Annotated in this window: 10 protein-coding genes and 1 pseudogene; 8 read left to right on the top strand and 3 right to left on the bottom strand. The window is 74.6% G+C overall.

The window, feature by feature from the left end; all coding sequences use genetic code 11:
- Positions 1-218 precede the first annotated feature (218 nt).
- Positions 219-1337 (top strand): glycosyltransferase 87 family protein, encoded by a 1119-nt coding sequence (locus ACFV0O_RS18440; protein ID WP_380342672.1) that lies wholly within the window; start codon positions 219-221, stop codon positions 1335-1337.
- Entirely contained in the window at positions 1334-2482 is a 1149-nt protein-coding gene (locus tag ACFV0O_RS18435) for a glycosyltransferase family 4 protein (RefSeq protein ID WP_380342669.1), read from the top strand. The genes ACFV0O_RS18440 and ACFV0O_RS18435 overlap by 4 nt, the downstream gene beginning before the upstream one ends.
- A 331-nt stretch (positions 2483-2813) precedes the next feature.
- Here the strand turns inward: ACFV0O_RS18435 and ACFV0O_RS18430 are convergent, their stop codons facing one another.
- Complete coding sequence (locus ACFV0O_RS18430; protein WP_360262654.1) at positions 2814-3974, bottom strand: iron-containing alcohol dehydrogenase; 1161 nt, start codon at positions 3972-3974, stop codon at positions 2814-2816.
- Between the two features lie 137 nt (positions 3975-4111).
- Between ACFV0O_RS18430 and ACFV0O_RS18425 the strand changes: the two genes are divergently transcribed.
- On the top strand, positions 4112-5116 hold the full coding sequence (locus ACFV0O_RS18425) for a LysR family transcriptional regulator (RefSeq protein WP_380342665.1): 1005 nt from the start codon (positions 4112-4114) through the stop codon (positions 5114-5116).
- Between the two features lie 122 nt (positions 5117-5238).
- Here ACFV0O_RS18425 and ACFV0O_RS18420 read toward each other — a convergent pair whose 3' ends face one another.
- Positions 5239-7638 carry a lamin tail domain-containing protein gene (locus tag ACFV0O_RS18420; RefSeq protein WP_380342662.1) on the bottom strand — a complete coding sequence of 800 codons (2400 nt, stop codon included), beginning with the start codon at positions 7636-7638 and terminating at the stop codon, positions 5239-5241.
- An 816-nt stretch (positions 7639-8454) separates the two neighbouring features.
- Between ACFV0O_RS18420 and ACFV0O_RS18415 the strand changes: the two genes are divergently transcribed.
- From ACFV0O_RS18415 to ACFV0O_RS18400, 4 genes are all read left to right on the top strand, one after another.
- Positions 8455-8604, top strand: coding sequence for a keywimysin-related RiPP (locus ACFV0O_RS18415; protein WP_360262657.1), 150 nt, complete (start codon positions 8455-8457; stop codon positions 8602-8604).
- 52 nt (positions 8605-8656) lie between these two features.
- Positions 8657-10453, top strand: a complete 1797-nt coding sequence (locus ACFV0O_RS18410) for an asparagine synthase-related protein (RefSeq protein WP_380342660.1) — start codon at positions 8657-8659, stop codon at positions 10451-10453.
- A gap of 98 nt (positions 10454-10551) precedes the next feature.
- Positions 10552-10809, top strand: coding sequence for a lasso peptide biosynthesis PqqD family chaperone (locus ACFV0O_RS18405; protein ID WP_380342657.1), 258 nt, complete (start codon positions 10552-10554; stop codon positions 10807-10809).
- Positions 10810-10880: 71 nt separating this feature from the next.
- Positions 10881-11240 carry a lasso peptide biosynthesis B2 protein gene (locus ACFV0O_RS18400; RefSeq protein ID WP_380342654.1) on the top strand — a complete coding sequence of 120 codons (360 nt, stop codon included), beginning with the start codon at positions 10881-10883 and terminating at the stop codon, positions 11238-11240.
- Between the two features lie 65 nt (positions 11241-11305).
- Here ACFV0O_RS18400 and ACFV0O_RS18395 read toward each other — a convergent pair.
- Positions 11306-11497: pseudogene (locus tag ACFV0O_RS18395) on the bottom strand (helix-turn-helix transcriptional regulator); the annotation flags it as partial.
- On the opposite strand from ACFV0O_RS18395, the gene ACFV0O_RS18390 reads away from it, so the two are divergent.
- Positions 11466-12269 (top strand): IPT/TIG domain-containing protein, encoded by an 804-nt coding sequence (locus ACFV0O_RS18390; protein ID WP_380342652.1) that lies wholly within the window; start codon positions 11466-11468, stop codon positions 12267-12269. The pseudogene ACFV0O_RS18395 and the gene ACFV0O_RS18390 sit on opposite strands and share 32 nt — an antisense overlap.
- The last annotated feature ends 936 nt before the right edge of the window (positions 12270-13205 follow it).

The following is a 13205-nucleotide window of genomic DNA, read 5'->3' as shown; positions in this document are numbered from 1 at the left end:
CAACCCAAACCAAACCAACCCTTTTTTAATGATCCTTCTAAAACAGATATATAAAAATATATAGTCGTCGGAAGCGTCCGAGGTGTATAAGATACAGCTCCGGCGGGCTGCCGACCCGCCGGCGGCGCGCACTGTCCGTCGGCCTTGCGCTGGCCGGCGCCGTCCTGGTCCCGCTCACCGCCCTGCTGGCGACCGGTCGGGCCCAGAGCGAGGCCCTGGTGATCGAACGCTCCGCCGCGACCCTGCTGCACGACGGCACGCCCTACCTCACCGACCCGCGGGCCGTGACGGACTACAACCCGTACCTGCCCGGCATGACGCTGTTCGGCATGCCCGCCCGGTTGTTCGGCGACGGCTCCGCCCCCGCCCGGCTGGCCGGCGACCCCCGGCTGTGGTGCGCCGCCGCCCTGGTGGCCTGCCTGGTCGCCGCGCACGCCGTCCTTCGCCGCGGTGCGGCCCCGGCCGGCTCCGACCGCCCGCTCGGCGCCGGGCACGCGATCGCCGTCCTGGCCGCCTCCCCGCTGGTCGCGCTGCCACTGTGCGTCAGCGGCGTCGACCTTCCGCTCACCGGACTGCTCGCGCTCGCCCTCGCGCTCGCCGCCCGCCACCGGCCGGTCGCGGCCGGACTCGCCCTCGCCGCCGCCTGCTCCCTCAAGTGGACCGCCCTGCCCGCGGTCGCGGTCGCCGTCGCGCTGCTCGCGGCCGGACCGGGCCGCCGCGCCGCCGTCCGGTGCGCCGCCGTGTGGGCCGGCGGCACGCTCGCCCTGATCCTGCCCGCGCTCCTGGTCGCGCCCGGCCCGCTGGTCGAGCAGGTGCTCCTCTTCCCGACCGGGCGCGGCGCCGTCCCGACCCCCGCCACCAGCCCGATGCCGGGCCGGCTGCTCGCCGACCTGGGGCCGGCCGGCTGGGGCGCGGCCGTCCTGCTGCTGGTGTGCGGCGGGACGGCGGTGGCGGCCTCGCTGCTGGTCCGGCCGCCCCGGAGCCTGGTCGCCGCCGCCGACCGGCTCGCCACCGGCCTCTGCCTGGCCTTCCTGCTGGCCCCCGCGGGGCGGTTCGGCTACTTCGCCCTGCCGTTGCTCCTCGCCGTGTGGGCCCGGCTCGCCACCGGTCGGCCCCTCGGACGCCCGGCGGCCGAGCCGCAGGCCCCGGCCGCCGCCGGCCCGCGCCCACCCGTACCAACGCCGCACCGCCGCCATCCGGCCCGTGCGCCGGGACCCGCCGTGTCTGCCGGACGCCGGGACCGAGACCGCCGGGACCAGCGCGGACACCCGCACCCACCTGTTCACCGCATGACACCCCCGGCACCCGCCGGGAGCCCGAGAAAGGCAGCCACGTGAGCACCACACTCATCGTCACCAACGACTTCCCGCCCCGCCAGGGCGGCATAGAGACTTTCGTGCACGCGATGGCCACCCGGGTGCCCGGCGACGACGTGGTCGTCTACACCTCCTCCGAACCCGGCGACGCCGCCTTCGACGCCCGCCTGCCGTTCCCGGTCGTCCGCGACCCCGCCCGCACCCTGCTGCCCACCCGCAGGGTCTCCGAGCGTGCCGCGCAGCTGGTCCGCGAACACGGCTGCGACCGCGTCTGGTTCGGCGCGGCGGCCCCGCTCGCCGCGATGGCACCCGCGCTGCGCCGGGCCGGCGTCCGACGGATCGTCGCCACCACCCACGGCCACGAGATCTGGTGGGCCCGGGTGCCCGGGACCCGCCGACTGCTGCGACGGGTCGGCGACGGCGTCGACGTGGTCACCTACCTCGGCGAGTACACCAGGGCCCGGATCGCCCCGGCGCTGGGCCCGCACGCCGGTCTCAGCCGGCTCGTGCCCGGCGTCGACCCGGCCGCCTTCCGGCCCGAACCGACCGCGGACCGCGGCCGGGCGGTCCGCGACCGGTACGGGCTGCGCGGCCGCAGGATCGTGCTGAGCGTGGCCCGCCTGGTGCCCCGCAAGGGCCAGGACATGCTGATCCGGTCCCTGCCGCTGATCCGCCGGGCCGTTCCGGAGGCCGCGCTGCTCATCGTCGGCCAGGGCCCCGACGAGCGGCGGCTGAGGAAGCTCGCCGCCCGCCTCCCGGCGGGCTCCGTGGTCTTCGTCGGCGGCCGCAGCCACGCCGAGACCCCCGCCTACTACGCGGCCGCCGACGTCTTCGCCATGCCCTGCCGCACCCGCCGGGCCGGGCTGGAGGCCGAGGGGCTCGGCATCGTCTACCTGGAGGCCGCCGCCAGCGGCCTGCCCGTCGTCGTCGGGAACTCCGGCGGCGCCCCCGACGCGGTGCTCGACGGCCGTACCGGTACCGTCGTCGACGGCCGGGACGTCCAGGCTGTCGCCGGGGCCGTCATCCGGCTGCTGACCACCCCTGAGGGCGCCGCGATGGGCCGCGAGGGCCGCCGCTGGGCCGCTCGCGAGTGGACCTGGGACAACTCCGCCGACCGCCTGACCCGGCTGCTCACCCCCGGTCCGGAGCACGCCGAACTCCGCTGACGCACCGGCGCACCGATACCCGATGCACCGTCACCCCGATGCACCGTCACTTCGACGCACCGTCACTCCGACGCACCGTCACATCGGTGCGTCGTCACCCCGGTGCCGCCCGAGGTCCGCCCCCGCCGGACCGGTCCGCGGCTCCGGCGCGGGCCACCGCCCCTGCGGCGGTCGCCGACGGGACGCCCATGGGCAAACCCGTTCGAGAACGACGGGGTGGAGTACCTCGCCCTGGTCGACGACCAGGGCCGGCAGTCGCCGTGGCCCCCCGGCGGCCGGGGCCCCGAATTCGCGGACCCGAAGCCGCGGTCGTGGGCGTCGGCGTGGGCGCTCAGCCGTAGATCCGGGCGTAGAGGTCCCGGATCTGCTCGGCGGTGGGCACGACGGGGTTGTTGGCGGGCGAACCGGAGGCCAGGGCCTGCTCGGCCATGACGGGCGTCAGGCGGTCCCAGACGGCCCGGTCGATGCCGTAGACGCGGGGCGTGGGCACCTCCAGGTCGAGGCAGAGCTTGCGGAGGGCGTCGACGAGCTTGTCGGCAGCCGTGTCGTCGGCGTCCTCGGCGGTCGCGGCGCCCAGGGTGCGGGCGCAGTCGGCGTAGCGGGCGGGAGCTGCGTGGACGGAGAAGGCGGTCACCTCGGGGAACAGCATGGCGTTCGACAGGCCGTGGGCGACGTGGAAGTGGGCGCCGATCGGGCGGCTCATGCCGTGCACGAGTGCGACGCTGGAGTTCGAGAAGGCGATGCCGGCCTGGGTCGCGGCGAGCATCATGGCCTCGCGGGCCCGGGTGTCCGAGCCGTCCACGTACGCGCGGCGCAGGTGGCGGCCGATGGCGTCGATCGCGGCGAGGGCGAGGCTGTCGGTGAACGGGTTGGCCTTGCGGCTCACGTACGCCTCGACGGCGTGGGTGAGGGCGTCGATGCCGGTGTCGGCGGTGAGCCGCGGCGGCATCGAGAGGGTCAGGTCGACGTCGACGACGGAGGCCAGCGGCTGGAAGGCCGGGCCCAGGCACATCATCTTCTCGTCGGTGGCGCTGTCGGTGATGACGGTGACCTGGGTGGCCTCGGACCCGCTGCCGGCGGTGGTGGGGACGGCGATCACCGGGAGGGCGGGGCCGTGGTTGACCCGCGGTGCCTTGTAGTCGCGCATGTGGCCGCCCTGCACGCCGAGCAGGGCCAGGGCCTTGGCGCTGTCCATCGGGCTTCCTCCGCCGAATCCGACGACGGAGTCCGCTTCGTGCTCGCGCAGGGCCTTCAGGCCGGCGGTCAGTGAGGCGGTGGTCGGGTCGGGCACGGTGTCGGAGAACACCCGCGGGTGCAGGCCGGCCTCGTGCAGGATCGCCGTCAGGCGCTCCGCGGCGCCGGTCCCGACCAGGAACGCGTCCGTGACGAGCAGGGGGCGGCTCAGCCCCAGCCCCGCGAGGACGTCGCCCAACTCCTCGGCGGCGCCGGGCCCGACGCGCAGGATCCGGGGCAGGGAAAGGCTGGCAACCATGGAGGACCTCTCGACGGTGGGGGAGCGGCGGTCGGGGTGCTCCGGCCGGGGCGGGTTCGACTGTGACGCCCGCGAGTTGTGCGTTCAATCGCCAATCGCGCAGACGCGGTGTGCGGAAATGCAGATACCCTGCTCGGGTGCACTCCGGTTCCCGCCCGGTGGGTGGCGAGGATCCGGCCCCGCCGCCACTGCCGCCGTCCCCGCCGCCGACGGCGCCGCGCGCGGACCGCGGCGGCACGCTCGACCCGCGGCGGCTCCGCGCGGACGACCTCCGCTACCTGCTCGCGGTCGCCCGTACCGGGCGCCTGGTGGCCGCGGCCGACGCGCTCGGCGTGGACCACACCACCGTGTCCCGTCGCATCGGCGCGCTGGAACGGAGCCTCGGTGTGCGGCTGATGGAGCGCGGCGCGGAGGGCTGGGTCCTCACGGAGGCCGGCAGGGCCGTCGCGCAGAGCGCCCGCGCGATCGAGGACGCCCTGGTCCAGGTGGTCGACGTGGTCTCCGGCCAGGACGCGCCGTCCCTCCACGGCACCGTCCGGGTGAGCGCCCCGGACGGCTTCGGCACCCGCGTCGTCACCCCCGCGCTGGCCCGGCTGCGCCGCTACCATCCCGGACTGCAGGTCGAACTCGTCACCGCGACGAGGCAGCTGACCCTGCGCCCGGCCGGCTTCGACCTCGCCCTGGCGATCGGCCGGCCGCCGCGGAGCCGGCTGGTGACCGAGCACCTCACCGACTACGCGCTGGGGCTGTACGCCAGCGACGAGTACCTCGCGCGGTGCGGGTCGCCCGCGACGGTCGCCGACCTGCGGGACCACGCGCTGGTCTTCTACATCGAGTCGATGCTCCAGGTCGGGGACCTCGACATCGAACGCCACCTGCCCGGCATTACCCCCGCGTTCTCCTCGACGAACGTCTTCGCCCAGCTCGAAGCGGCCCGGCTGGGGGCCGGCATCGGCGTGCTGCCGGCCTTCCTCACCGGCCGGTCCGGGCTGCGGCGGCTGCTCGCCGCGGAGGTCGACATCCGGCTGCCGATCACCCTGGCCGTGCGGCGGGAGGCGGTCACCCACCCCGCCGTCCGGGCGGTGCGCGACGCCCTGCACCACGAGGTCGCCGACCGCGCCGCCGAACTGCTCCCGGAGTAGCCGGGCCGCGCGCCCGCCCGCGGCCCGACGGCGCAGCGGCGCAGCGGCGCACCCGGCCCCCGGAACGGCCGGTGCCGGCCTCCCCGCGAGCGGGGCGACCGGCACCGTCGGAGCGGGAAGCGTCACGGCAGCGGGATGCGCACCACCTGCGGGTCGTGGTCGCTGAGCTGTGCGCTGAACTCGCTGTTGATGTGGACGATGTCGTAGTCGTACGCCGTGGCCGCCAGGGCGCCGGAGATCAGGATGTGGTCCAGCACCTGCGAGTTGCCCTCGTACACGTAGGTGTAGCGCTCGGGCAGCGGCAGCGTGCGCGGCAGGTCGGTGAGCGAGCCGCCGGCGGTGAGGATGTCGGCGGTCTGCGAGAACTCGAAGTCGTTGAGGTCGCCGAGCACGATGACCGAGGCGTTCGGGTTCACGGCCAGGATCGAGTCGGTGAAGGACTTCACCGCGGTCGCCTGGTCGTGGCGCTGGTTCTCCGAGGGGCGGGCCGGCTGCTGGTAGCGGCCGAACAGGGGCTGGTCGCCGCCCTTGGAGTTGAAGTGGTTGGCGATCACGAAGACCGGCTTGCCGTTCCAGCGGAACTCGCCGGCCAGCGGCTTGCGGCTGGAGTTCCATGCCGCGTTCGCCGGGTCGATCCGCCCGGGGGAGTACGCCAACTGCGGTGTGCCGCCCGCGTTCACCACCGAGTCGGCGGTGGTGGACCCGGCGCCGGGGCGGTCGGTGAAGGACAGGCCGCGGTCGGTGCGGAACAGGAACACCTGGCGGATGTTGCCGCCGGGCTGCCCGCCGTCCTGGTCGTTGACCGGGTCGATCTCGCGGTAGGAGTACGCGGGGCCGCCGGCCGCCGTGATGGCCGCGGTGAGCTTGGTCAGCGTCTGGGTCGCGCTCACCGTGCCGTCGTCGGTGGCACCGCTGTTGTCCTGGATCTCCTCCAGGGCGACCAGGTCGGGTGCGCGCAGGTTGGCGACGATGCCGGCCGCGAGGCCGTCGAACTTGCTCTGCGGGTCGGAGGGGGCGAGGTTCTCCACGTTGAAGGTGGCGACGGCGAGCTGCCCGGCCGTCGGCGCGGCGGTGACCTCGGGGGCGGTGCCGCCGGGGGTGACCGTCGGGGTCGCCGTGACCTGGAGGGTGAAGTTGCCGAAGGCGTAGTCGAGCACGCCGACGGTGGGGCCGGTCAGGGTGTCGCCGACGTTCGCGGTCGGGGTGGGCGCGAGCGCCTTCCCGAGGACGACCCGCTCCGGGTTGCCGTCGTTCGCCTGCAGCAGGATGCCGCCCCGGTCGGTGCGGGTGGTGCTGCCCTGCGGGACGACCGGCACCTCGCCGTACGTGTTGGACGGGCCGACCACGGCGGCGTCGTCGATCTCGACCCGCATGCCCTCCAGGGACTCCCAGAAGTCCAGGCCGTCGGTGGCGGGCCGGTAGTTCCCCGCGGTCTCGACGTCGCCGGAGGTGACGCCGGAGACGACCGCGGACGGGGGTGTCCGCCCGCCCGGGCCGACCAGCGTGGCGGCGGGCAGCGGCGCGTTGTGGGCGACCACCGTGACGGTGGGCGCGGTGAGTTCGGTGATCGACAGGTTGGTGGTGCCGCCGGTGCCGCCCGGGCGGTACTGGCTGACGGTGGCGCTCACCGTGACCGAGTCGCCGACCGCGACCGACGGCGCGCCCGTGGTGTAGACGTAGACGCCCTCGCTGGTGCCGGGGTCGTTGTCGGGCTGCGGGTCCTGGTACCAGAACCCGTTGGGGCCGACCGCCGTCACCACGCCGGGCACCGCGCTGACCGCGCTGCCGGTCAGCGGGGAGGTGCGGGCGGCGCCCTGGATGTCGTGGATGCGGGTGCCGCCGGTGCCGCCGCCCCCGCCGGTCGAGGAGGAGTTGCGCGGCGCGGGCGCGCCGATCGCGAAGTCCGCGGCGTTGTCGTCGGTGTCGGTGGCGCCGCCGCCCGCGCGCAGGGCCGCGGTGGAGTTCGACAGGTTGCCGGTCGGCGAGCCCTCGGCGGAGCCGGCGCTGCTGCCGTACCCGACGAAGTCCTTCACACCGGGCAGGCCCGCGCAGCCAGAACTGCAGGTCAGCACCGTTCCGTTGGTGACGAGGGCGACCTTTCCGGAGGTCGCCGACATGGCGGTCGTGCCGGTGGCGTCGGCCGTCGGCAGCGCGGCGCCCGTCCCGGCCCCGGCGGCCTCCTGGACGAGGAAGTAGTGGCCGGGCGCGATCGTGCCGGAGAGGGTGGTCCGCGACCAGCTCGAACCGGCGGCCGAGGCGTACTGCACCGTCCAGCCGGTCACGGACACCGGTGTGGTGCCGCGGTTGTACAGCTCGACGAAGTCGTTGGCGTACGGGGCACCGGAGTTGCCACCGCCGCCGTACACCTGGCTGATCACGACGTCGGGCGACGCCGCCTGCGCCACGCCGCCGGGCAGCGCCACCAGCGCCGCCACCACGGCCGCGGCGGAGGCCGCCGCCGACGCCCGGCGGCGCACGCGCGGCGCTCTCGGGTTGGTCCGGGGAATCGGGGTGCTCCGCATGGGGCTTACCTCCTGACCACCGTCCGGGCTCGTGGCCCGGCGGTGTGACCACGGATGGGAAAGGTCGGGCGCTGAGGTTGTAGCAGCGCCACCAGATCCCTACCGTCCGTGCCGGGCGACTGCCAGACGTACGGCGGAAGAACGTTTCTACGCGCGACAAGTGGGTGGATGGCCTCCGGATGCCCGGATGCCCGGATGCCCGGATGCCCGGATGCCCGGATGCCCGGATGCCCGGGCGAACGGCCGGGAGCGGAAACCGGGGAAGCAGGGCGTGGGGAAGCAGGGTGCGGGGAACCGTCCGGCGCGGAGGTCCCGGACCGGCTCCGGCTGCGGCTCCGGCCGCGACGCCCGGCGGCAATCCGGCGCCGCGCGACCCGCCGACCGGACGAACCCGGGGAACCCGGATCCGGGCATCCCCGGTGACTCCAACTCGCCCACGACAAAACCACCGTGACGCCCGCCCGGCGAAATCCCGGAGAACGGCCGGCCCGCCCGTCCGCGCCTCCGGAACCGGGTTCTCCGGCAAATTTGCCGGTTGCCCGCCGAAGACCGCCTGAGTACTGTCGGCCCCTGCGTCAGGGAGACCGTCACGGGGGTGCGTTCATGGTCCTTCCAGCAATGTGCAACAGCTGACCGGACATCGGCCGAAGCCGGCTCCGGTCCACGGTTCACCGGCGTCGGGCGCCAACGGTCGACGCCGCCCCGAACCGCCCGGATCCCGGCCGTGGCAAGGCCGATCCCCCCGCGAACAGGGAACGCTCTCCGAGCGTTCATTCCCACTCGGGCGTGTTTCGCATCACGAGGGAGGAGATTGTCATGGAGAACAAGTCCGTGGAGACCGTCGAGCTCCAGGCCTACGAGACCCCCGAGGTCTTCGAGGTCGGCTCTTTCGCCGAGGACACCGGCTACATGGGTTTCGTCGGCGGCGAGCCGTGGGTGACCAGCATCCCGCGCAGCTGGTGGTAAATCCGCGCCGTGAGTGAGCGCGGGCGCTAATCCGTCAAGGGGGGCAGGGCCGGTGGAATTCGGTGAACAGTACTTCGTGGTCCTCCCGGACCATCCGAGGGCAGTCGCCGCCGCCGACCGGCTTCCCCCGGATGCCACGCCGCTCGTGTCGCACCGATCCGGCCGGCCCTGTCTGGCCGGCCGGATCCCCCCGGGACAGCTCCTGCAGGCCCGAGCGGGAGAGACCGTCCTCGCCGTCGTCGGCATCTGCTCCGCCACCCAGGCCGACCTGGACGCCCAGGCGGCACGGATCACCGACCCCGCCCGGCTCGACGGGCTGTCGCTGCGCTGGTCGGGCAGCTACCACCTGATCGCCTCGGTGGGCGGACGGCTGCGGGTGCAGGGCACCGCCTCGGGCCTGCGCAGGATCAGCCACGGAACCGTGGACGGACTGACCGTCGCCGCGGACCGGACCGACGTGCTCGCCGACCTGATCGGCCCCGAACCCGACCCGGGCGCCCTCGCGCTGCGCCTGCTGGAGAACCTGCCGCACCCGCTGCCCGAACGCTCGCTCTGGAAGGGCGTCGAGACCGTGCCGCCCGGTAGCTGGCTGTCGGTGCCGGCCGACGGGCGGGGACCCGCGGTGCACCCCTGGTGGCAACCGCCGCCGGCCGAACTCCCGCTCCCGGACGCCGCGGTGGCACTGCACACCGAGCTGTCCGCCGCCGTCGGCGCCCGCCTCGCCCGCACCACCAGGCTGACCGGCGACTTCTCCGGCGGCCTGGACTCGACCTCGCTGCTCGCCCTGGCCGCCAAGGACACACCGGTCGTCGGATTCACGATGGCCAACGACGACCAGGCCGACGACGACCTCCACTGGGCCGGCATCGCGGCCGCCGGACTGCCCCACCTCCGGCACGTCGTCTTCGGGAGCGACGAGGTGCCGGGCTTCTTCGGGGGCCTGACCGACCTCACGGCGCTCACCGACGAGCCCAGCCTCGCCGTCCTCAGTACGCCCCGGCTGCACGCGATGCGCGAACTCGCCGTCGGCCACGGATCCACCCTGCACCTGGACGGCCTGGGCGGCGACCAGGCGCTGACCGGCCACTTCGCCTCCTACCACGAACTGCTGCGCCGCCACCCGCTGATGGCCCTGCGGCGACTGCGCACGATCCGCCTGCTCAGCCGACTGGACCTCGGGGCCTCGCTGCGTACCCTGCTCGACGGCAGCTCCTACCGCTCCTGGTTCACCGCCGAGCTGAACGCGCTCACCACGGGCCGGGCCCGGCGCCGCAACCGCGTCTTCGACTGGGGCGGCGGACTGGCCCTCCCCGACTGGCTGACCCCCGAGGCGTCGGACCTGGTCCTCGCCGAACTGCGCGCCGCCGGCGAGCACGCCCGGCCGCTCGCCCCGAGCCGCGGCCGGCACAGCGACCTGGCGGCGGTCCAGGACGCCGGACTGCTGGTCCGGTCGCTGCACCAGGTGGTCGGCCGTCCCGGGTACGGCGGTTCCTCCCCGTTCCTGGACGACCGGGTCATCGCGGTCTGCCTGGCGGTGCGGCCCGAAGAACGCGTCACCCCATGGGAGTTCAAGCCGCTGATCAAGAGCGCCATGGCCGCCGACCTGCCCCGGCGCTTCCTGGAGCGGCGCACCAAGGCCGACGGCGCGATGATCGCCGCCGAGGGCTTCGCCCGGCACCGGCTCGAACTCGACCGGATCTGGCAGACCTCCCGGCTGGCGGACCTGGGGCTGATCGACCCGGCCCCGCTGCGCGAGCTGTGCCGCCGCCCGTACGCGGGCGCCACGCACGGGGGGCGGATGCCCGTCGCCCTGAGCACCGAACTCTGGGCCAGGGACCGGCTGGGCTGAGCGCGGCCCGCCCACCTCGGTTCCGCCCGCCTGCCCCTTCCCCGCCTGCACCGCCCCCGTCGGGCCGTGCCCGCCCGACCACGACGAGAGAGACCGGCATGACCTTCGCGCTTCACCCGGACGTCTCCACCGCCGTCACCGAGTACGGCATCGTGCTGCTGGACGGCCGCGACGGCCGCTACTTCCAGCTCAACGGGACCGCAGCCACGGCCTTCCGGGCGCTGGTGGACGGCGGCACCGTCGAACAGGCCGCCGAGCGGCTGACGGCCGCCTTCGACGTCACACCGGACCGGGCCGGGCAGGACGTCGAGCGGCTGGTCGCCAAGCTGGTCGCGCTCAAGGTAGTGGCCAGATGAGCGACGCGGTGGTGCCCGCCAGGTCCGGAACGAATCTGACGATCAGTCAAAAGCTTTGCGCCAAGGTGGCGGTGGGCTTGGCCAGGCTGATCGCCCGGAAGTCGCCGGCCAGGATCCGCGCGCTGCTGACCCGGCTCGGCAGGGGCGCCCGCCCGGCGAGCTACGCCGAGGCGGAGGCGGCGCGCGACGCCGTCGTCGCGGTCAGCCTGCGTTGCGCGGCCTTCGAAGGCTGCCTGCCGCGCTCGCTCGCGACCGTCCTGCTCTGCCGGGCGCGCGGCACCTGGCCGACCTGGGCGGTGGGAGTCCGCGCCCGCCCGCCGTTCGGCGCGCACGCCTGGGTGGAGGCCGAGGGACGGATGGTCGACGAGGGCGTGGACCCTTCGTACTTCCGCAGCCTCTTCACCGTCTCCGTGCCCGACCGGCGGGCCTGACCGGCGCGCCTGACGCGGGTCGGGGGCCCGCTGTTCTGTCCCGTGAGGTCGGACAGCGCGAGCCGGGAGGAGCCGTCGAGTCTGCGGTAGACCCGGGACAGGTGCGTCTCCACCGTGCGGGGGCTGAGGAACAGCCGCTCGGCGATCTCGCGGGTGCGCAGCCCCGCCGAGCCCGGGCCGGCGACCTCCCGTTCGCGGTCGCCGGGCAGACCGAGGGGGTGCGCGGTGCGGCTGTTTCCCGACAGCGCCGCGCGCACGGGGGCCACGCGCTCCCCGACGAGCAGCGCGGTGCGGGTGCGGGCCAGCGACGTCCTCGACGGGCTCCCGAAGGGAAACGTCTACGTGCAGCCCGGGGTGCGGCAGCAGGTGCCGTCGGACGGGGACTACTCGACGCACGACCCGGCACTCGTCAACAGCACGTCGGCGGACTTCCTGGGGCAAGTCGCCTACCAGCACGCCGACAACACCTACCTCGGCCTGCTCCAGACCTCCATGCTCGCCCCCGGGCCGACGGTGACCGGCGTCAGTCCCGCCTTCGGCACGAGCGGCTCCACGGTCGTCATCGAGGGCAGCGGCTTCACCCCGGGCAGCGTTCTCGACTTCGGTCCCATCCCGTGCCCCGACCCGATCATCGGCGTGGGCGGCTACCGGATCAGCGCCACGGTGCCCGACGGCGTCGGCATCGTGGACGTCCGGGTCACCAACGTCCGCCGCACGTCGCCCGTCGTGCGGCTCGGGCAGTTCGCCTACGACGGGCCGGTGCCCCTGGTGGTCACCGGTATCGACCTGATCAGCGGGCCGGCGATGAGGACCACGGTCACCATCACCGGATCGGGCTTCCCCGAGGACGCCGGCGTGAACTTCAAGGACCGGCCGTCAAAGTCGGTCACCTGGATCTCGGACACCCAGCTCACCGCCACCGCGCCCCTGCAGATCGATGACGACCAGACGGTGGACATCACCGTGACGGCCGGCGAAATCGCCTCCGCCACCGGCCCGGCCGACGAGTTCACCTACACGGGCCTCTGAGCCGACGGCCGGAGCGGCCCGGCCTCGGCCCCGGCCCCCGCCCCCCCGGCCCCGGCCCCCGCCCCCCGGCCCTCGGCGCGGAGACGCCGTGCCCGGAGGCCTGCTGCACGTTGTAGGCCCCGGTCGGCACCGGGGCGTACACCGGCATCAGACGCGCGCGCCACCGCCCGTTCGCGGCCGTTACCCCCGTCGTGTGATCGGTGCGGATCGACACCCCTCGGAAGGCGTGTCGGGAGGCCACAGGCCGCCCCAGGGTCATAACTGGATCGTATGTCTGGCTGGAAACTGTCCCTGTGCGCAGCTGCCGCCGGCCTGGTGCTGGCCGGCGCCGCCGCCGGCCCGCCGTCCGCCGGCTCGACTGCCCCCCATCCCCACGGCGGGCCAAGCACAGACGAGTTGGTGCTGTCGGTGACGGTCGACGGCCGGCCCGGCACACCGGCGGTGAAAGCCGGCGCCGAGGTGCGGGTGAGCTACGAACTGCGCAACGACGGTCAAGCCCCGGTGACCGACGTGCGGATCACCGACACCCTCGCTCCCGGGGCCGAACCCCGCTGCCCGGGCGACGGTGGCGCAGACACCTCCCGACTTCGCCCGGCTGCCACCATCGTCTGCACGGCAACCCTGCGCGCCCTGCCCGGAGAACACCAGGGCCTGGTCACCGCCCGAGCGGTCACGACCTACGGCCGCGCCACCCTCACCCGTACGGCGCACGCGCGCTACACCGGCGTGGGCGCCGGCCCGACACCACCCACCCCCGGTACGGGAACACCCGGCCCAGGGGCACCCACGCCCGGAGGCACGGCGCCGGCGGCCATGGTGGCGGCTCCGGCGGCTCCCGCAGCTTCCGCACCCGGAGCGCCCGCGTGCGGGGCAGGGGCTCCCGCGGGCGGCGGGCCTGGGTTGCCGGTGCCCGGGGTGCCTGTGCCTGGGGTGCCT

The sequence above is a fragment of the Kitasatospora sp. NPDC059577 genome (assembly GCF_042735475.1).
Taxonomy (GTDB): domain Bacteria; phylum Actinomycetota; class Actinomycetes; order Streptomycetales; family Streptomycetaceae; genus Kitasatospora.
This window is presented reverse-complemented; position numbering and strand designations above follow the sequence as displayed.

Excerpts from the sequence above, each read along its gene's own strand:
- ACFV0O_RS18430 (WP_360262654.1), bottom strand. The coding sequence starts at position 3,974 with ATGGTTGCCAGCCTTTCCCTGCCCCGGATCCTGCGCGTCGGGCCCGGC.
- ACFV0O_RS18420 (WP_380342662.1), bottom strand. The coding sequence starts at position 7,638 with ATGCGGAGCACCCCGATTCCCCGGACCAACCCGAGAGCGCCGCGCGTG.
- ACFV0O_RS18415 (WP_360262657.1), top strand. The coding sequence starts at position 8,455 with ATGGAGAACAAGTCCGTGGAGACCGTCGAGCTCCAGGCCTACGAGACC.
- ACFV0O_RS18405 (WP_380342657.1), top strand. The coding sequence starts at position 10,552 with ATGACCTTCGCGCTTCACCCGGACGTCTCCACCGCCGTCACCGAGTAC.